The sequence below is a fragment of the Pseudomonas sp. LAM2023 genome (genome assembly GCF_016620375.1).
GTDB classification, from domain to species: Bacteria; Pseudomonadota; Gammaproteobacteria; order Pseudomonadales; family Pseudomonadaceae; genus Aquipseudomonas; species Aquipseudomonas anuradhapurensis.
The window spans coordinates 982,179-998,216 of record NZ_JAENHV010000036.1 but is presented as its reverse complement, the minus strand read 5'-3'; the positions used below and the strand labels follow the sequence as shown (position 1 = coordinate 998,216).

Genomic DNA, 16,038 nt, shown 5'->3' with positions numbered 1-16,038 from the left:
AGGTGGCCGATCAGTACCTGGATCAGCGAATCGCCCAGCAGCATCTTGGCGCTGTTGCGCAGCTCCTGGCGCACCAGGAACAGGGTCGGGCGCAGGCTCATGCGCGCCGCGGCCATGGTCGGTGGTGCCGGCAACACGCCGATCAGGTTGATGCCCAGGCTGACCCAGTCGAGCAGCTGGCGGTTCTTGCTCTTGACCAGGGTCACCACGTCGCCCAGGGCATCGACCAGGGCCATGATGTTGCCCACCACCGGCAACGCGCCGGCCACGGTCTTGATCCGTTCGAGGGTGACGTAGCCGCCGCTGACCGACTGCAGCCAGGCATCGAAGGCGGCGGCGCCACGGCCGACGTCCTTGGCGTCGATGGTGTTGAGCGGGGCGACGGCGACCTGGGGTTCGCGTTGTTTGGCGTCGGTCATGCCAGCACCGCACTGTTCGGCAGACCGTAGCAGGCGTCGCCGGACTGGAGCGCAGTAAGTTGCAGCAGCAGGTGCTTCGGGTGCAGCGACCGGCGTTCACTGGCCAGCCTGCGACCAGCGGCATGGACGAGGCCCTGGACATCATGCTCCAGGCGGCTGAGGTGCAAGCTGAAAGGGGTCTGGTTCGCGCGGACAAACATCCCTGTCCTCCTTTAATAAAAAACTGTGCCTGTAATACGCGCTCTTCCTAGCGCGTGTAGATGCGGCTTCCGACTATTTATTAATCAGCCACCGAATACCTATCGGAAACCAATTTGATTTGCTTTTATTGGGGCAACCGAACTTCACCTGCGGTAAATCGCATATCTAATTTAGCCCATAAATAATTTAGGCATTGAATACCCTCTACGCGAGCATAGCGGCATAAACCCAGGCGTCTTGCATACCCAGAATGTACCGACCAAACCCTCCAAAGGCAACTCCCTCAGCTTCAGCGACCTCTGCGCAATGTTCAATGTGGGAATCAACTTACAGCCAAAGAGAATCACTAAACATGAAACCCACCTCCACACTTAAATTCGGAACGAAGATTTCACAAAATATTTCGACACTTGCATTCTTGCCTGCTGGGCGCTAACACTAGCCTCATCACGCAATGGAGGAATCCCATGTCTCGCCTCGCAGAGTTCCGTGCACTCGAATACTTGCTCGCCGCCAAGAAAACCGATCTGTCCTTCATAAAGGTCGACCCTCATTTAAAACGAGAATTCGAGTTCGAAGGCAAACTCCACGACTTGCTCGCCGAGTACCAATTCGACCTGTCGGATATATTGGCGATCAGTGGAATCGAATACGAAGACACCCGACACTCATGGTCGCCCCCTCCGCCACGCCACCGCTTCAAGGCACGACAAAGCAAGTACTACAGAAACCCGTACACCGGTGAGATGATCGAAGCGAAGAGCACGTTAAACAAAACGCTGCAACTGTGGATTCAACAATACGGCCGCGAGGTGGTGAAACGCTGGACAACTGTGTGGTACTGACACTCTGGCGCAACGCCTACTCTGCCAGGAAAACAAATGCCCTGTAGCTTTCCGGCCGGCGCTGGCGAGTTACGAGGCGCCGCCAACACCAGTGGCCTGTGGGTCGCGGTGGCCGCCATCGCGCTGGCGGTAGGCGCGCACCAGGCGTGGACGGCCAATAACGATAGGGACTTTACAAAATCTCAGCCTCCGAGGGCCGCGATTGGGTTTCTCGGGATCTCGTACAGAGCCTAAGGCGCCAGGCTGACGCCGTTACAGCGCCCTTTGGTAGAGAAGTCGCTGATCAGCCGTGCCTTGTTCACCTTCATCAGGATCGTGCAACCACCAGCATGCGTCACGTCATCCCAGTAATTGGTATGGACCATCACGTTGCCTTGCATTTCAGCGGTGCTGCCGACTACTTCCTTACGCACGTAGGTGGTGTCGCGGTACCAGCCCAACTGCACCCCACCTCCACCCGGCAACGGCTCCATGTGCCCAGGCGGGCCGAAGAAGTCAATCGCCTGTTTGGCGTCACGCCCCTGCCATTGGTGGCCAGCGCACAGTTCCGGCAGGGTCGGGATACAACCAGGCAGAGTCAACAGCATCAGGCCGAGTGGCAGAAAACGTATGTACATCACGGGCTGTTGCTCAGCATGTCGTCCAGTTTTTGTACCGCCTGGCTGTTTGCCTGGACACCGACCAACTGACTGAACATGGCCTGGACGGTGGCAACCATCTGCGTGGCCGGCATCTTACCGATCGACAACATCTGGTTGCGTGCTCGATTATCAGGGGCACAAACGAAGGCAAAGGTACGCTGTAGCCAATAGTCCTTCGGTGCGACCCAATCGCGGGCATTGGTTTTCACATCCTTCACCGCGCCGTCGAAGCGTCGTATCGCCCGGGCGCTGTCCAGGCGGATCTGGCGCTGTTTACATTTGACCTGTACTTCATAGGCGACGAGGGTTGGATAGGCAGGGTCTTCAAACAACTGCATGATCTGCGCCGACTGCACACCACCCGGCTTTTGCAGGATGCCGGCACTATCGGCAACGTACACTTCGTTGTGCAAACGTTCCCCTTTGCCGTAGATGATCCAGTAATCGCCTGGCGCTTGTGCGGCCATGGCCATGCCACTACAAGTCATGGACACGATGGCCAGCCATCGCTTAAGTGGTAGAAGTCTGTAGCTCATGGATGTCCTATCCCGATTTCACTAATCCTGCACGGACTATACGAAACCGGCGAAGACAGGGTCAATTAGCACGTTCGTACTAGGCTCTGTATGAAATCCCGAGAAACCCAACCGCGGCCCCTCGGAGATTTTGTCGAGTCCCCGGCCATCGACGAAGAATTCCGTGCTGGCAAAGCGTTACGAACCCCATCATCAATCAGCTGACCAGGGCTTCGCCGAAAACACCGTCTGGCGCGCTTGCTGAAACGTTTTTGTAGGTCTATAAAATGGGCACAATTCCAAGAAAGGCATGTTGCCCATGTTTCGCCTCAAACGCTTCGTTGCGCTTAGCGCCCTGTGCGCGACCTCCCACGCCATGGCCTGGGATTACGTCCTGCTCGACACCGACAAGGCCGCCCAGGACTGGCAGATCACCAGCCAGCAACTGGGCGTCAAGACCGACAAGCCCTTCAGCGTGACCCTGCGCACCTTGCACGGGGGGCGGCAGGAGGGTGTCAGCATCGTCGACATCGATAACGGCAGGATGAAACTGTCGGTCGTGCCGACGCGCGGCATGAACATCCTGCAGGCCTCGGTCGGCACGGTGCGGCTGGGCTGGGATTCACCGGTCAAGGAGGTGGTCAACCCGTCCTTCATCGAACTCAACGGGCGCAATGGCCTGGGCTGGCTGGAAGGCTTCAACGAGCTGGTCACCCGCTGCGGTTACGAATGGGTCGGCCACCCCGGCATCGACAATGGCGAGCTGCTGACCCTGCACGGCCGCGCCGCCAACATCCCTGCGAACAGAGTCACCCTGCACATCGACGAGAAACCACCGTACGCCATCAGCTTGCGTGGCGAACTGAAAGAACAGGCGTTCAAGAAGGTCGACTTCGCCGTCGCTACCGAACTGGTCACCGAGCCCGGCAGCGTGGCGTTCACCGTCAACGACACGCTGACCAACAATGGCGACTATGCGAAGGAATACCAGGCGCTGTACCACAGCAACTTCAGCACGCCGTTCCTCGAGCAAGGCGCGCGTTTCGCCGCGCCGGTGAAACAGGTGTCGCCGTTCAACGACAAGGCCAAGGGCGACCTGCCCAACTGGCAGACCTACCGCGCGCCGACCCGGGACTATGACGAGACGGTCTATAACGTGGTGCCGTATGCCGATGCCAAGGGCGATACCTTGACCGTGCTGCACAACAAGGCTGGCAACCTGGGCGTTGCGGTCGGTTTCAATACCGGCACGCTGCCGGTGTTCTCGCTGTGGAAGAATACCGACACCCAAGGCCAGGGCTATGTCACGGGGCTGGAGCCGGGGACAAGTTTTTCCTACAACCGCCGTTACCAGCGGCCACTGAACCTGGTGCCGACCATCGGCCCCAAGGAACACCGGCAGTTCCATATCCGCTACAGCTTGTTGGCGGACAAGGCAGCGGTGGACAAGGCCTTGCAGCAGGTGGAAGAGATCCAGGGCGGGCGCGAAACCGAGGTGCGGCAGACGCCATTGGTTGATCTGAGCAAGGGCTGATGTCGGTTGAGGCCAGCCAGCCGATGGCTGGCCTCAGGTCATCTGTTGAGCGGGTAAGCAGTCATCAAGCGGTGGGATTCGCGAGGCTCGGACAAGCGCTCAGTAATGAGCGAAAGCCAGTAACGCCCCCGTTAGCACGGCTATCCAGATCAGTACGATGAACACCGCTGCGGTAACGCTGACCGGTCGCTTCACCTGGCTCTGTTCCCACGCCAGGGCTTGCTCCTGGCACTGCGCGAGCACGGCCGGCGGCATCAGGCGAATTGCCAACAGGATGCCAAGGGGCAAGATGATCACATCGTCCAGATAGCCCAGCACGGGTATGAAGTCTGGAATGAGATCGATCGGGCTCAGCGCGTAGGCCACCACGAACACCGCTATCCACTTGGGCAGCCACGGCGTATCGGAGTGCTGGTAACAGAACCAGAGCACCATGGTTTGCCGCTTGAGCGACTTGGCCCATTGGCGTGCACGGTCCAGCAAAGCTTTCATGTACCAAATGTCCTCGCAGTCAGTTGATGTGTGCCTTTCGCAGCCAACCGCCTGGCAAACGGTTCTCGGCAATGGTCAATCCAGCGCATTATCCATGCTTCTGGGAGATAAACGCGTGGCATTTGTTCAGTGCCAGCCTCAGACCCAGCTGCTCAGGCGTCCGGAACCGGCTTGGCCCATTGCCCAAGAAATTCGCCAACTCTGCGCTCGATATCACTCTCAACCGTCCGCAGCCGCAAAATGGGAATGCCACTTCCAGCCAGGATTTCGTTCTTCATGGCATCCCGCGCCGCCTGCACGGGGTGGTCGTGATAGCCGCCATCGACCTCAATCACCCCTACCGGTGTCTTGCCCACTTTGTAATAGATCACGAAATCGCAACTGGCGCGCCTCATGAACGCCCGCTGGGCTGCCGTCCAGGCGGGATTACTGGGCGATGCGAGCTTATCCAGACGGATCTGCGTGTGGTACTTCAGCGCCTGGCACGCCGGGGCCGACAGCGCCTCGCGCAGCAACTGTGCCACGATCTGCTCGGACTTGTAGCGTGAATCCTCCGGCCGCAGACGAGCGTTCAGGCGTGCCAGGGACTGGTCATACTCGCGGTACAACAAGTCGAATGCCGACACCACCGGCGCACGGACGATCTGCTCATCCTGCGCGTAATAGCTGATGTAGCGGATCAAGGCGGCGAGGTGGCCATTATTGCTGGTGAATACATCATCACCGGTCACCAGGGTGAAGCGATGCTTGGCCCGCGACACTGCCACGTTGATCATGCAAGGGTCGTCGACGAAGTCCAGGCGTCCTTGCGCCTGGTTGTAGCGCTTTTTGTCCAGCACGGTCGAGAAGACGATTTCGTCGCACTCGCGGCCCTGGAACTTGTGCACAGTGTCATTGACGAAGTCCGTCGGCAGGTGCTTGTCGGAAAGGCTGACCTGGGCCCGGAACGGGGCGATATAACCGCGGCCTCCAGGGTCCACGACGACAGGCTGCCCTTCGTCCTCGAGCACCTTCAGCAACGACTCCAACTCGCGAAGGTTGGTATTCTTGCGTGCGTGGTTGCCCTTGGCGGTGACCACCAGGCGCAGGGGCTGTTCGCCGTTATCCACGGTCATGGGCACCAGCGCATTGTCGTAGAACTGCTGGTTGCAGAACTGGATGATCCTCGGGTGGCATCGGTAATGCTCCTTCAGCAACGTCCTTGGCAGTGCGTCCCGGAACACGGCAATGCACGAATCCAGCAGGCTGTAGCGCTCGCAATCGTAGGCCTCGGCCGGCGCCTGAAGCCCCAGTTTCACCGGGATGTAGGGCAACTGGCGGTTATCACCGACAACGATCAGGTTGTTGGCGCAGCCCAGTGGCAGGATGCCCGGCACGATGTCCTGCAAAGACGCTTCGTCGATGATCACGTAGTCGAGGATCGCCCCCGCCGCGATCGAGTTGACGATGGAATGCGTGCCGCTGCCTAGAATAGGGAAACGCTGCACGAAGGCATCGAAATCGCTGCGGTAGATTTTGCCATCGAAGCTGCCTCGCGGCGCTGCCCGGCTTTGCAGATGCTGCTTCAGATGCTGCATCGATGCCGTTGTCAGCGCTTCCAGCAGCGCCGTGAAGTTGGCCCGCGCCAACGACTCACGGCACGCCCGCAGCTCGGCTTCCTTGGCCTGTTGCGACTTGTCATAGTAATGCATCTGCAGGGCATGGAACGCAGCCATGCGCGCCTCGCCCGCGGCGAATGGTGTGGTGCGAAAGATTCTGAATTTGAACAGCAGCTCGATGCGGTCCTTGAGCTGCACGCGCTGCTCGCCAAGGTGCGCCAGGTAGGCCATAAGGTCGGCCGTCTTGCGCGGGGTCAGGCCGTATTTGTCCAACGAGCCCGTGGCCTGCACACCGTTTTCTGCCTGCCACTGCTGCAGGTAGCGCCGCTCGATGACCAGCTCGTCCAGTTCGATTTGCAGTTGTGCCGCCCGGTTGTGGTCTTGCAGGTGCTGTTTCAAGCGGGCCAGCAAGGTCTGTATGTCTTCCAGGGACGGTGCCGGTCCGGGCGTGCTGGAGGGCCACGCAGGCAGGTTGGCGAAAAAGGCCTCGCGGTTTTCCTTTTTACCAAGCTTGGCTACCAGGTAGCCCAGGCCGCATTTTTCCAACTTCTCGTAGACGTTTGCCACAGCCGCATTGTTGTTGGACAGCACCGCCACCGTCTGCCCGCGCAACAGGATGTTGGCGAGGATGTTGAGGATAGTCTGGGTCTTGCCGGTGCCCGGTGGGCCTTCGATCACGCTGATCTGCGCGCTGAACGCCCGCTCGACAGCCTGGTACTGGCTTTCGTTCAGCCCGAACGGATAAATGAGCCCCTGGCCTGGCGCCAGCGTGCCGTTACGCCCGGTGCAATAGGCTTGCAAGGCCGTGCTGGCACTGGCAGGCAGTTTGCCCAGTTGCGCCACGACATTGCTGGCTATTTCACGATCGGACTCTGACTGCGCTTGAGCCTGCCGGGCACTCGCAACGGCCTTGAAATAAGCGAACACCGGCGTATCCCTGATCGAGGTAGGCGCGGTGAAGACGATGCCGTCCAGCTTGTGGACATAGGGCATGTCGGTACCCGGATAATGCACCACGGCATATCGCTCGCCGTAGATCACGGCCTTTTCGATAGGTTTGACGATCGTGCTGCCGGGCCTGGACAGCAGCACATTGCTCAATTCGCGGGAGGGTGAAACCCTGCAGTTACTGAGCGGGCGGATGTATTTTTTCCCAGACGGAAAATGACAGGTCAGTGCCAGAGCTGCGTACTTGTCGCTCCAGCGAATCGTCCAGTCGCTGATCGTTGCGGTCTTGTCCTCACCGTCCACCTGAATCGAAACCATATTCCCTTGGTCCTGTGCGCATGACATCCGGTTACGTGCACCGGACTCTCTTCCTGTGAGGCGCCATAGTGCCACTACTGTGCGCAGGGTCGATAGCGGGCTGTGCGTTTCGCTGTATGCCGACGATGACTCCCGAACGCCTGTTGCTGCCACCTCTGCGGCGTCATGCCTTCGGTCTTGAAGAAGGTCCGGCAGAAGTGGGACTGATCGTAGAAGCCGCACGTCAGTGCAATGTCCACGAGCAGCATGGTGGACGTTTCCAGCAATGCCTTGCTCTTCATCACCCGCTGCTCGCGCAGCCATTGCTGCGGGGGCATACGGGTACGTTGCTTGAACATGCGCGAAAAGTGGCTGCGGGACAATGCGCATGCTTCGGCGACTTCGGCTACCGAAATGCCGGTGTCGAGCTTTTCCAGCATGAGTTGTTTGGCGGCTTCTACCTGCCAGGCGCCGAACGGCGCCGTTGGAACCGGCGCAACGGCCGGCACGGTGGATTTATCCATGTTCTCACCCATTCACACAGTAACCGGGTGCGCCTGCTGCGGCGCACCCTTGCATCCACCACCAGCCCCGTTACAGGGGCTACCGGTGACGGTTCAGACAGCTGCCACCACCGGTGCCAGAGTCGGGCCATGCTGAACGCGCTCAGGCGCCTTGTGCACCATGGTGTAGGCGTAGTCGACGCCCATGCCGTAAGCGCCGGAATGTTCCTTCACCAGCGCCATCACGGCATCGTAGGTGGCCCGGTTCTTCCAGTCGCGCTGCCATTCCAGCAGCACCTGTTGCCAGGTCACCGGCACCACGCCGGCCTGGATCATGCGCTGCATGGCGTAGTCGTGGGCGTCCTTGCTGGTGCCACCGGAGGCGTCCGCCACCATGTAGATCTCATAACCGGCGTCGTGCATCGCCGACAGGGCGAAGGTGGTGTTGCACACCTCAGTCCACAGGCCGGAAACGATCACCTTGTTGCGGCCGTTGCGCTTGAGCGCGTCACGCACCTTCTGGTCATCCCAGGAGTTCATCGAAGTGCGCTCCAGCAGCGGAGCGTCCGGGAACACCGCGAGCAGCTCCGGGTAGGTGTGCCCGGAAAAACTCTCGGTCTCGACCGTGGTGATGGTGGTGGGCACGTCGAAAATCTTCGCCGCCTTGGCCAGGGCCACGGTGTTGTTCTTCAGCGTCTGGCGGTCGATGCTCTGCACGCCGAAGGCCATCTGCGGCTGCTGGTCGATGAAGATCAGCTGGCTGTTGAATGGGGTCAGAACTTCGGTTTTAGGGTTGCGCATGGTTGTTTCCTCTCCGCTGGATGATGGTCAGTCGCACCGTTCGTGGTGCATGCCTCGGCGTCGTCGCCGCTTGAGGTCGAGCACAAGATAGCGAAACCCGGCAGGCATCGGTGGCGCACTTTTGCGCTCATGGAAGCTCTTTTTTGCGCCATCAGGCGTGGCGATGTGCTGCTAGCATTCGCCTGTCCATGCGGGTCAATCCGGCCCGCTCACCTGCAGGGGAATGCACATGGCAGCTTCACAACCACTCAACAAAGACACCGCTTACTGGGGCGTTCCCTGGGAGGATGCCTATGGCTATCCGCAGGCACGCCGGGTCGGTAACGAGATCCATGTGTCGGGCCAGTTCAACCATGACGAGGACGGCAACCTGGTCGCCCCGGCGCCGCTCGATACCGACGGCAGGCCCAGTGACTTCTCGGCGATGGGCGAGCAGATGCGGGCCTCCTACGCCAACATTGCCAAGCTGCTCGCCCTGTATGGCGCAACCTTGCAGGATGTGGTCGAGGAGACGCTCTACGTGCTGGACATGGACGCGGCCTTCGCCGTCGTCGGCAAGGTACGCAAGGCGGCATACGGCACTGAGCGACCTCAGTGCGCAAGCAACATCATTGGTGTCTCCAGGCTTGCCCAGCGCCCGCAATTGATCGAGATCGCCTGCAAGGCCGTGATTGGCGCCGGCGCATCCGGGCGCTAGCTCGCCCGGGCTGGCCTCAGCTGGCTGGGAGGTGCCCTTCGACCAAGGGCTTCTGCTCGGCCACGGCGGCGGCACAGAAGGTCATGAAGGCTTTGACTCGCCACGACTTGCGAATGTCCTGGTGAGTCAACAGCCACAGTTCATCCTGCAGCTCGGGCACCACCGGGCCGGCACGGACCAACCCCGGGGTGATGTCGCCCAGCATGCAGGGGAGAAAACCGAACCCGAGCCCTGCCGCGATGGCCGCGCTCGCTGCAGCGACGGAATCAGTGCGGTACACGATGCGCTCGGGGGCGACTCGGTTCTCGACGTAACTCGTTGCCCGCAAACCGCACAGCGCGGCAGCATACGAGACCCATGGCTGCTCCCCTTCGAAAAGGGCGACAGCGCCTGCCTGGCCGGCACAGCAGTACGGCGCCCAGGCGATGTTGGCCAGCTTGCGGCCGACCAGGCTGTCGGCAGGTTTGCGCGTCGCCCGGATGGCGATATCCGACTCGTCCCGGGCCAGGCTCAAGGTCTGGTTGCCGACCAGTACTTCCAGGGTGATGCCCTCATTCAGCGCCTTGAATTCGGCGATGATCGGGGTGAGGAAATACAGCAGCAGCGAGTCGCTGGTGGTGATCCGCAGCTTGCCGAGGGGGCCCTGGCCGGCACGGGAAACACGCCGCGTGACGCTGACGATGTCCAGCTCCACACGCTCGGCCAGCGCGCGCAGCTCGGCACCTTCGGCCGTGAGCAGGTAGCCCGACTTGCGGTGATCGAACAGGGCGATACCCAGGGTGCGCTCGACCTGGGCAATGCGCCGCGAAACGGTGGACACGTTCACCCCGAGCTTCTTGGCCGTAGCGGCACGATTGCCACACTCACTGAGGGTCTTGATGATGCGCAAGTCGTCCCACGACAACTGGCTGACGGCCTCGCCTGCGTCCCACTTCGCAGGGGTTGCCGAAGCAGGCTGAAGTTTTCCAGTGAGTGATTGCACAGGTTCCGATCCACAGGCGAATGCGCCGATGATACGAGAAGCGACCGGGTTGAACCAAGTCGTCTGCACGGTCGCGGTAGCTAGTCGCTGGACAAGCGGATCACTGTCTTGCCCGTACCACGCCCTTGCGCGACCTGGCGAAACGCTTCGTTGACATCTGCCAGGGCGAACTGCCGCGGGTCCACCCGCACTTGCAACTGCCCGGCATCTGCCAGCGCAGCCGCCTCGCGCAGGATAGCCCCGTGGTGTTCACGCCCCTGGCCGGTGAGCAACGGGGCCAGGGTGAACACGCCCGAGTAGGTGGCGCTTCGGAACGATAACGGCGCGAGGCTGTGCTGGCCCCAACCGAGGCAACTGAGCACGTGGCCGGTATAAGGCTTGACCGCCAGGAAGGCAGCATCCAGGGTGCTGCCGCCTACGGTGTCATAGACGATATCGAACCCCTCCCCGGCCGTGTACTGCTGCACATAGGCTTCCACGCTCTGCGCCCGGTAATCGATTGCCGTGGCGCCCAGGGCGCGAATGAAATCGAGACTGGCCGCCGAACCGGTGGCATAGACGTCGGCGCCGCGTGCCTTGGCCAACTGCACCGCCACCTGGCCGACCCCACCTGCCCCACCGTGAATCAGCACGCGCTGGCCAGGGCGGACATTGGCGCGATCGACCAGCCCTTCCCACGCCGTGATGAATACCAGCGGCAACGCAGCCGCCTCGCTCATGGCGAGTGCATGCGGCTTGGCTGCGACCAGCCGGGCATCCACCGCAATGTACTCGGCCATGGTGCCCTGGGCCCCACCGATGCCACCGGCCATGCCGAACACTGCCTGACCGACGACAAACCCTTCGACCGCCTCGCCCAGTTCGACGACCGTGCCGGCGAGGTCCAGGCCGAGTACCGCCGGCAGCGGCTGGCGAGCATGCGCGCCTGCGCCGGTGGCGATCTTGGTATCGAGCGGATTGACGCCTGCGGCGTGGACCCGCACCAGCACCTGGCCCTTCCCGGGTATCGGGCGGGCAATGTGGCGCACAGCCAGCGGGGCTTGGGCGGATTCTGCGATAGCGGCGAGCATGGTCGGTTTCATGATGGCAACCTCGATTGAGTGGACGCTTACAGGTTGCGCCGCCACGTTCATTCCGATAAGACACTAGATTGGCATAGGACTTATTCCGCAGAGAGGCCAGATGGCAATGGATCTGTTCGACAGCATGCGCGTCTTCGTACGCGTGGTGGAGCGTGGGTCGTTTTCAGCGGTCGCTCGCGAACTGAACATCGGACAACCTGCGGTGAGCAAACAGGTCCGCGCCTTGGAGCGCTACCTGGGCGGGCCGGTATTTGCCCGCAGTACCCGTCAGCTGGCCCTGACCGACCAAGGGCAGCGGTTCTACCATCACTGCCACGAGATTCTCGGCCAGCTGGAATCCGCCACGCGCAGCTTTGCCAGTGGCCAGGAGCAGATTGCAGGGCCGCTGCGGATCGCCGCGCCGGTGAGCTACGGGCGGTTGTGCATAGCACCGCTGATTGGCAGCTTTCTGCAGCGCTACCCTGAAGTGCGGATCGACCTGCGGCTGAACGATCACAACGAAGACCTGCTAACGGAAAACATCGACGTCGCCATCCGCATCGGGGTGCTGAAAAACGACGGCCTGGTGGCCGTGCCCCTGGGCAGCAGCGTGCGCCGGGTCTACGCTGCGCCGGCTTACCTGGAGCGCTACGGGCAGCCACGCCAGCCCGCCGCACTGGCCGGCCACAACTGCATCGGCTTCACCCTACTGACGCACTATGACAATTGGCAGTTCAGCCGCGGGGAGCAGGCGCTCGAGGTTGCCATCAAAGGCAATGTCACCAGCAACAGTAGCGAGGCCATCCGCGAAATGGTGCTCGGCGGCCTGGGCCTTTCCCTGTCGCCCGAATGGTTGTTCGCAGCCGATGCCGCGCAAGGCCGCGTGCGTAGCGTGCTTGACGATTACCAGGCCACCGCACTGCCGGTCAGCGCCGTATTCAGCCCCGAGCGACGGCGTTCCGCCCGCACCAAGGCGTTCGTCGACTTTCTCCGGGAGCACCTGTAGGCGCCCCTGGCCCTATGCCGAACCCTGCTTCAGCCAGGCCTTCGGGCTAGCGCCAACCTTGCGCCGGAAAGTCCGGGCCAAGGCCGACGGGCTTTCGTAGCCCACCTCATCGGCAATCAGCGCGATCGGGCGGCCCTCGCGCAGGCGCTTCTGGGCCAGGCTGATGCGCCAGTTGGCCAGGTAGTCGGCCGGGGTCATGCCCACGGTGTGGCGAAAATGCGCGGCAAAGCTGGCCCGCGACATGCCTGAACGATCAGCCATCTGCGCCACCGACCAGTTGTGCTGTGGTTCGCTGTGGATGGCGACCAGTGCGCGCGAGAGCTGGGCGTCGGCCAGCCCGGCCATCATCCCCGAGGTAATGCTGCGGCTGGCGATGAGGTGGCGAAGCAGCTGGACCACCATCAGCTCGAACAGGCGATTGAGCATGACATCGCGGCCACATTCGTCGCCGGAGGCTTCGGCAAACAGCCAGTCGAGGGTACCGGTCAGCATTGGCAGTTCGCGCAGTGGCTTGATGATGAAATCCGGCAAGGCCAAGGTCAGTGGGTTGTTGGCACCGCCCTCGAACTGCAAGGTGGCACAGACCAGCTCCGCCTCATCGGCTTCGGTCGCCACCAAACGGTGTGCCTGCGGGCGCACCGCCAGGATCAGGCTCGGTTCGTTCAGTTCCACAACCTGCCCGTGCTTGTCCCTGAAGGCCAGGCGGCCGGCACGCAGCAGGTGGGCGTACCCCACCCGCTGTTGCCCATCAAGGTCGGTGGTGCCGCAGAAGGCGCCCTGGTGAAAGGTGGCGGCATGCAGGTTGAAGTGTTTGAGCAACGTCGACAATCGGTCCATGGCACACTCGGGTTTAGACGATCTGTTGCATAATTTCGATGATCTGCAGCCGAAAGGAAAGCCCAGCTCCCTAACATTGACTCCAAGCTTGATCGACAAGCCCGTTAATCAACCCTTGGAGAATGACCATGACTCGTATCGCAGCCCTCTCGCTGGACCAGGCACCTGCTGCCTCGCGCACCGCTCTGGAAGGTATTCAGAAAGGCCTCGGCTTCATCCCCAACGCCTTCCGCACCCTGGCCCACTCCCCTGCTGTATTGAACGGTTACCTGGGCCTGGCCCAAGCCCTGGGCAAAACCTCGCTGAGCGCCGCTGAACGTGAAGTGGTCGCCCTCGCCGCTTCGCAGGTGAACGGTTGCGACTACTGCCTGGCCGCGCACGCTTTCTTTGCAGGCAAAGCGGGCCTGAGCGAAGAGGCAATCAGCCAGGCCCGCAGCGGCACGCTCAGCGCCGTTGCCGCACTGGCGCGCCAGGTCACCGAAAGCCGCGGCCAGCTGAGCGACCAGCAGATTGCAGCAGCCCGTGAGTCGGGTATCGACGATGGCAAGATCGTCGAGGTGGTGGCGCAGGTGACGCTGTTAACCCTCACAAACTACCTGAACAACATCGCCATTACCGATATCGATTTCCCGCCGGCAGCACGCTAGCCAAACCACCCGACGTCGCCGCTCAGCGGCGATGCCCGGGGCTGATGCAGCGTTTCAATCAGGACCATTACGGAAATATATTTTGCGCACTAACTATTATCGCGCAACATACCAATCAACCAGCAAGCAGATGCTGATTCCACTATCCCAGCTAACGGAGCATGACCATGAACTTCAGCAAAGCAATCGCCATCGCCACCTTGACCTTCGGTGCCAGCTTCGGTGCCTTCGCCCAGACCGCCTCGCCGTACCAGTACGGCACGCACCTGGACATCGCTCAAGTCATCGCCATAGATGCCCCGGCCAACGCCAGCGGGCACACCAGCACCGCCACCCTGACCTACCGCGACAGTGACGGCAAGGTGCAGAAGGTCAGCTACCTGCGCCCGACCACCTCCGCCAACCAGAACTGATCACCTTACCCAGCGCCCCAGGAGCTTGACCATGAAACTCTCCCGCCCCCTCGCCGTCGGCCTGCTTGCGCTCGCCGTCAACAGTGCCTTCGCCGCCGGTAGCCCCGGTGTGGAAAGCACTACCCAGGCTTTCCTTCAGGCCCTTGAAGCCGGTGGCGGCAAACCGCTGGAAACCCTGGCGCCGAAAGACGCGCGTGCCGTGCTCACTGGCGCCCAGGCCAGCGTGAAGGTCGACGTTGCCGGCACCCAGGTCGAGCGCCGCACTATTGCGGTCGACGGCCAGGCCCTGGAGATCCGCGTGGTACGCCCACAGGGGGCGCAAGGCGAGTTGCCGGTGTTCATGTTCTTCCATGGCGGTGGCTGGGTGCTGGGTGACTACCCGACCCACGAACGCCTGATCCACGACCTGGTGCTCGGCTCCGGTGCGGCGGCGGTGTACGTCGACTACACCCCGTCACCGGAAGCGAAGTTCCCCACCGCCATCAACCAGGCCTACGCCGCCACCCGCTGGGTTGCCGAAAACGGCAAGCAGATTGGCGTCGATGGCAGCCGTCTGGCGGTGGTAGGCAACAGCGTTGGTGGCAATATGGCAGCGGTTGTCGCGCTCAAGGCCAAGGAGGCCGGCACGCCGAAGCTGCGCTTCCAGGCCCTGCTGTGGCCGGTGACCGACGCCAACTTCAACAACGGCTCGTACAACCAGTTCGCCGACGGCCATTTCCTGACGCGCAACATGATGCAGTGGTTCTGGGACAGCTATACCAGCGACCCCAGGCAGCGTGACGACATCCATGCCTCGCCGCTGCGCGCCAGCCTGGAGCAGTTGAAAGGCCTGCCGCCCGCGCTGGTCCAGACTGCCGAGATGGATGTGCTGCGCGACGAAGGCGAAGCCTACGCGCGCAAGCTGGGCGCTGCCGGTGTCCCGGTGACCGCCGTGCGCTACAACGGCATGATCCATGACTTCGGCCTGCTCAACGTGCTCGGCCAGGTGCCCGGTACGCGCAGTGCGATGGACCAGGCGGCCCAGGCGATCAGACAGCACCTGCAGTGATCGGGGTTGCGGCTTACTGACATCTTCCTGGGATCGTAGCGCGGCGTGGATTCGGATGTGTTCGCCTAACGGTATGTAGCGCCTATGAGATCGAGCGCCGCCCGCGCGGCGCATCGCGGATAAATCCGCTCCTACATTTTGTTGCAACGTGCCGAACCTGTTACGCCATGGTTGCCTGCCTTGGTGCATGTCTCAAGGCATGCGAGGCGGCATCGATGCCCCCCAAACATCCCGTCGTGCCAACAAGGCTGACAACCGTGGCCTCACAGGCATGGCCACGTTGCAACAAAATGTAGGAGCGGATTTATCCGCGATGCGCCGCGCGGGCGGCGCTCGATCTCATAGGCAACGAAGATCTTCAGGCAAACACATCATCCACCACGCAAGCCCCAAGGCAGGACAGTCCGCTACGGGTCGTAAGCAGCCTTCCGCGACTGGCCGCTTTCGACCCATTGCGGCCATTCGCGGAGGCCAATAAACGGCCTATTGCCCCCCTTCGACCCTATCGCTCGATAGGTGATCATGGCGCACTTCGATACAGATATGGCCTAGT

The 16,038-nt window shown here is 61.6% G+C and carries 18 protein-coding genes; 7 read left to right on the top strand and 11 right to left on the bottom strand.

Annotated features, from left to right (window positions below; genetic code table 11):
• The coding region (locus JKP78_RS24300) for a hypothetical protein (RefSeq protein WP_200627925.1) at positions 1 to 419 on the bottom strand (419 nt) is incomplete at its 3' end.
• A complete protein-coding gene (locus tag JKP78_RS24295; protein WP_186690404.1) occupies positions 416 to 619 on the bottom strand; it encodes a hypothetical protein in 204 nt (67 codons plus the stop codon). The genes JKP78_RS24295 and JKP78_RS24300, both read right to left, overlap by 4 nt.
• Positions 620 to 1,087: 468 nt before the next feature.
• Here JKP78_RS24295 and JKP78_RS24290 point away from each other — a divergent pair, with 468 nt between their 5' ends.
• The gene (locus JKP78_RS24290; RefSeq protein ID WP_170029410.1) at positions 1,088 to 1,465 is read left to right on the top strand and encodes a histone-like nucleoid-structuring protein, MvaT/MvaU family; all 378 of its coding nucleotides are present in this window, start codon (positions 1,088 to 1,090) and stop codon (positions 1,463 to 1,465) included.
• A gap of 230 nt (positions 1,466 to 1,695) precedes the next feature.
• Here JKP78_RS24290 and JKP78_RS24285 read toward each other — a convergent pair whose 3' ends face one another.
• Both JKP78_RS24285 and JKP78_RS24280 read right to left on the bottom strand, forming a co-directional pair.
• Positions 1,696 to 2,082: a hypothetical protein gene (locus tag JKP78_RS24285; protein WP_186690406.1), complete on the bottom strand. Its 387-nt coding sequence runs from the start codon at positions 2,080 to 2,082 to the stop codon at positions 1,696 to 1,698.
• A complete protein-coding gene (locus tag JKP78_RS24280) occupies positions 2,082 to 2,600 on the bottom strand; it encodes a hypothetical protein (protein ID WP_186690408.1) in 519 nt (172 codons plus the stop codon). Before JKP78_RS24280 ends, JKP78_RS24285 begins: the two co-directional genes overlap by 1 nt.
• 340 nt (positions 2,601 to 2,940) lie before the next feature.
• On the opposite strand from JKP78_RS24280, the gene JKP78_RS24275 reads away from it, so the two are divergent.
• Positions 2,941 to 4,155 (top strand): aldose 1-epimerase family protein, encoded by a 1,215-nt coding sequence (locus JKP78_RS24275; RefSeq protein ID WP_186690410.1) that lies wholly within the window; start codon positions 2,941 to 2,943, stop codon positions 4,153 to 4,155.
• A 99-nt stretch (positions 4,156 to 4,254) separates the two neighbouring features.
• Here JKP78_RS24275 and JKP78_RS24270 read toward each other — a convergent pair whose 3' ends face one another.
• From JKP78_RS24270 to JKP78_RS24255, 4 genes are all read right to left on the bottom strand, one after another.
• Complete coding sequence (locus JKP78_RS24270; RefSeq protein ID WP_170030352.1) at positions 4,255 to 4,647, bottom strand: YkvA family protein; 393 nt, start codon at positions 4,645 to 4,647, stop codon at positions 4,255 to 4,257.
• A gap of 152 nt (positions 4,648 to 4,799) precedes the next feature.
• Positions 4,800 to 7,511 carry an AAA domain-containing protein gene (locus tag JKP78_RS24265; RefSeq protein ID WP_200627923.1) on the bottom strand — a complete coding sequence of 904 codons (2,712 nt, stop codon included), beginning with the start codon at positions 7,509 to 7,511 and terminating at the stop codon, positions 4,800 to 4,802.
• Between the two features lie 74 nt (positions 7,512 to 7,585).
• Positions 7,586 to 8,014 (bottom strand): helix-turn-helix domain-containing protein, encoded by a 429-nt coding sequence (locus JKP78_RS24260; RefSeq protein ID WP_200627921.1) that lies wholly within the window; start codon positions 8,012 to 8,014, stop codon positions 7,586 to 7,588.
• Positions 8,015 to 8,107: 93 nt separating this feature from the next.
• On the bottom strand, positions 8,108 to 8,794 hold the full coding sequence (locus JKP78_RS24255) for a hydrolase (protein WP_200627919.1): 687 nt from the start codon (positions 8,792 to 8,794) through the stop codon (positions 8,108 to 8,110).
• Positions 8,795 to 9,023: 229 nt separating this feature from the next.
• Between JKP78_RS24255 and JKP78_RS24250 the strand changes: the two genes are divergently transcribed.
• Positions 9,024 to 9,491 (top strand): Rid family hydrolase, encoded by a 468-nt coding sequence (locus JKP78_RS24250; RefSeq protein WP_200627917.1) that lies wholly within the window; start codon positions 9,024 to 9,026, stop codon positions 9,489 to 9,491.
• 16 nt (positions 9,492 to 9,507) lie between these two features.
• On the opposite strand, the gene JKP78_RS24245 is transcribed toward JKP78_RS24250, so the two are convergent.
• Positions 9,508 to 10,473, bottom strand: coding sequence for a LysR family transcriptional regulator (locus JKP78_RS24245; protein ID WP_200627915.1), 966 nt, complete (start codon positions 10,471 to 10,473; stop codon positions 9,508 to 9,510).
• Positions 10,474 to 10,553: 80 nt separating this feature from the next.
• A complete protein-coding gene (locus JKP78_RS24240) occupies positions 10,554 to 11,555 on the bottom strand; it encodes a zinc-dependent alcohol dehydrogenase family protein (RefSeq protein WP_200627914.1) in 1,002 nt (333 codons plus the stop codon).
• Positions 11,556 to 11,661: 106 nt separating this feature from the next.
• On the opposite strand from JKP78_RS24240, the gene JKP78_RS24235 reads away from it, so the two are divergent.
• Positions 11,662 to 12,540, top strand: coding sequence for a LysR family transcriptional regulator (locus JKP78_RS24235; RefSeq protein WP_200627940.1), 879 nt, complete (start codon positions 11,662 to 11,664; stop codon positions 12,538 to 12,540).
• A gap of 12 nt (positions 12,541 to 12,552) precedes the next feature.
• Here the strand turns inward: JKP78_RS24235 and JKP78_RS24230 are convergent, their stop codons facing one another.
• Entirely contained in the window at positions 12,553 to 13,377 is an 825-nt protein-coding gene (locus JKP78_RS24230) for an AraC family transcriptional regulator (protein ID WP_200627913.1), read from the bottom strand.
• A 128-nt stretch (positions 13,378 to 13,505) separates the two neighbouring features.
• Here JKP78_RS24230 and JKP78_RS24225 point away from each other — a divergent pair, with 128 nt between their 5' ends.
• The 3 genes from JKP78_RS24225 to JKP78_RS24215 all read left to right on the top strand — a co-directional run bounded on the left by JKP78_RS24225 (position 13,506) and on the right by JKP78_RS24215 (position 15,485).
• Positions 13,506 to 14,024: a carboxymuconolactone decarboxylase family protein gene (locus tag JKP78_RS24225; protein ID WP_186690424.1), complete on the top strand. Its 519-nt coding sequence runs from the start codon at positions 13,506 to 13,508 to the stop codon at positions 14,022 to 14,024.
• Between the two features lie 167 nt (positions 14,025 to 14,191).
• The gene (locus JKP78_RS24220) at positions 14,192 to 14,437 is read left to right on the top strand and encodes a DUF2790 domain-containing protein (protein WP_170030361.1); all 246 of its coding nucleotides are present in this window, start codon (positions 14,192 to 14,194) and stop codon (positions 14,435 to 14,437) included.
• Between the two features lie 31 nt (positions 14,438 to 14,468).
• Positions 14,469 to 15,485 (top strand): alpha/beta hydrolase, encoded by a 1,017-nt coding sequence (locus JKP78_RS24215; RefSeq protein WP_186690426.1) that lies wholly within the window; start codon positions 14,469 to 14,471, stop codon positions 15,483 to 15,485.
• Positions 15,486 to 16,038 lie beyond the last annotated feature (553 nt).

What these genes read in the sequence shown, in the direction of transcription:
- JKP78_RS24295 (WP_186690404.1), bottom strand. Translation starts at nt 619, where the DNA reads ATGTTTGTCCGCGCGAACCAGACCCCTTTCAGCTTGCACCTCAGCCGC.
- JKP78_RS24290 (WP_170029410.1), top strand. Translation starts at nt 1,088, where the DNA reads ATGTCTCGCCTCGCAGAGTTCCGTGCACTCGAATACTTGCTCGCCGCC.
- JKP78_RS24285 (WP_186690406.1), bottom strand. Translation starts at nt 2,082, where the DNA reads ATGTACATACGTTTTCTGCCACTCGGCCTGATGCTGTTGACTCTGCCT.
- JKP78_RS24275 (WP_186690410.1), top strand. Translation starts at nt 2,941, where the DNA reads ATGTTTCGCCTCAAACGCTTCGTTGCGCTTAGCGCCCTGTGCGCGACC.
- JKP78_RS24270 (WP_170030352.1), bottom strand. Translation starts at nt 4,647, where the DNA reads ATGAAAGCTTTGCTGGACCGTGCACGCCAATGGGCCAAGTCGCTCAAG.
- JKP78_RS24265 (WP_200627923.1), bottom strand. Translation starts at nt 7,511, where the DNA reads ATGGTTTCGATTCAGGTGGACGGTGAGGACAAGACCGCAACGATCAGC.
- JKP78_RS24260 (WP_200627921.1), bottom strand. Translation starts at nt 8,014, where the DNA reads ATGGATAAATCCACCGTGCCGGCCGTTGCGCCGGTTCCAACGGCGCCG.
- JKP78_RS24255 (WP_200627919.1), bottom strand. Translation starts at nt 8,794, where the DNA reads ATGCGCAACCCTAAAACCGAAGTTCTGACCCCATTCAACAGCCAGCTG.
- JKP78_RS24250 (WP_200627917.1), top strand. Translation starts at nt 9,024, where the DNA reads ATGGCAGCTTCACAACCACTCAACAAAGACACCGCTTACTGGGGCGTT.
- JKP78_RS24240 (WP_200627914.1), bottom strand. Translation starts at nt 11,555, where the DNA reads ATGAAACCGACCATGCTCGCCGCTATCGCAGAATCCGCCCAAGCCCCG.
- JKP78_RS24235 (WP_200627940.1), top strand. Translation starts at nt 11,662, where the DNA reads ATGGATCTGTTCGACAGCATGCGCGTCTTCGTACGCGTGGTGGAGCGT.
- JKP78_RS24230 (WP_200627913.1), bottom strand. Translation starts at nt 13,377, where the DNA reads ATGGACCGATTGTCGACGTTGCTCAAACACTTCAACCTGCATGCCGCC.
- JKP78_RS24225 (WP_186690424.1), top strand. Translation starts at nt 13,506, where the DNA reads ATGACTCGTATCGCAGCCCTCTCGCTGGACCAGGCACCTGCTGCCTCG.
- JKP78_RS24220 (WP_170030361.1), top strand. Translation starts at nt 14,192, where the DNA reads ATGAACTTCAGCAAAGCAATCGCCATCGCCACCTTGACCTTCGGTGCC.
- JKP78_RS24215 (WP_186690426.1), top strand. Translation starts at nt 14,469, where the DNA reads ATGAAACTCTCCCGCCCCCTCGCCGTCGGCCTGCTTGCGCTCGCCGTC.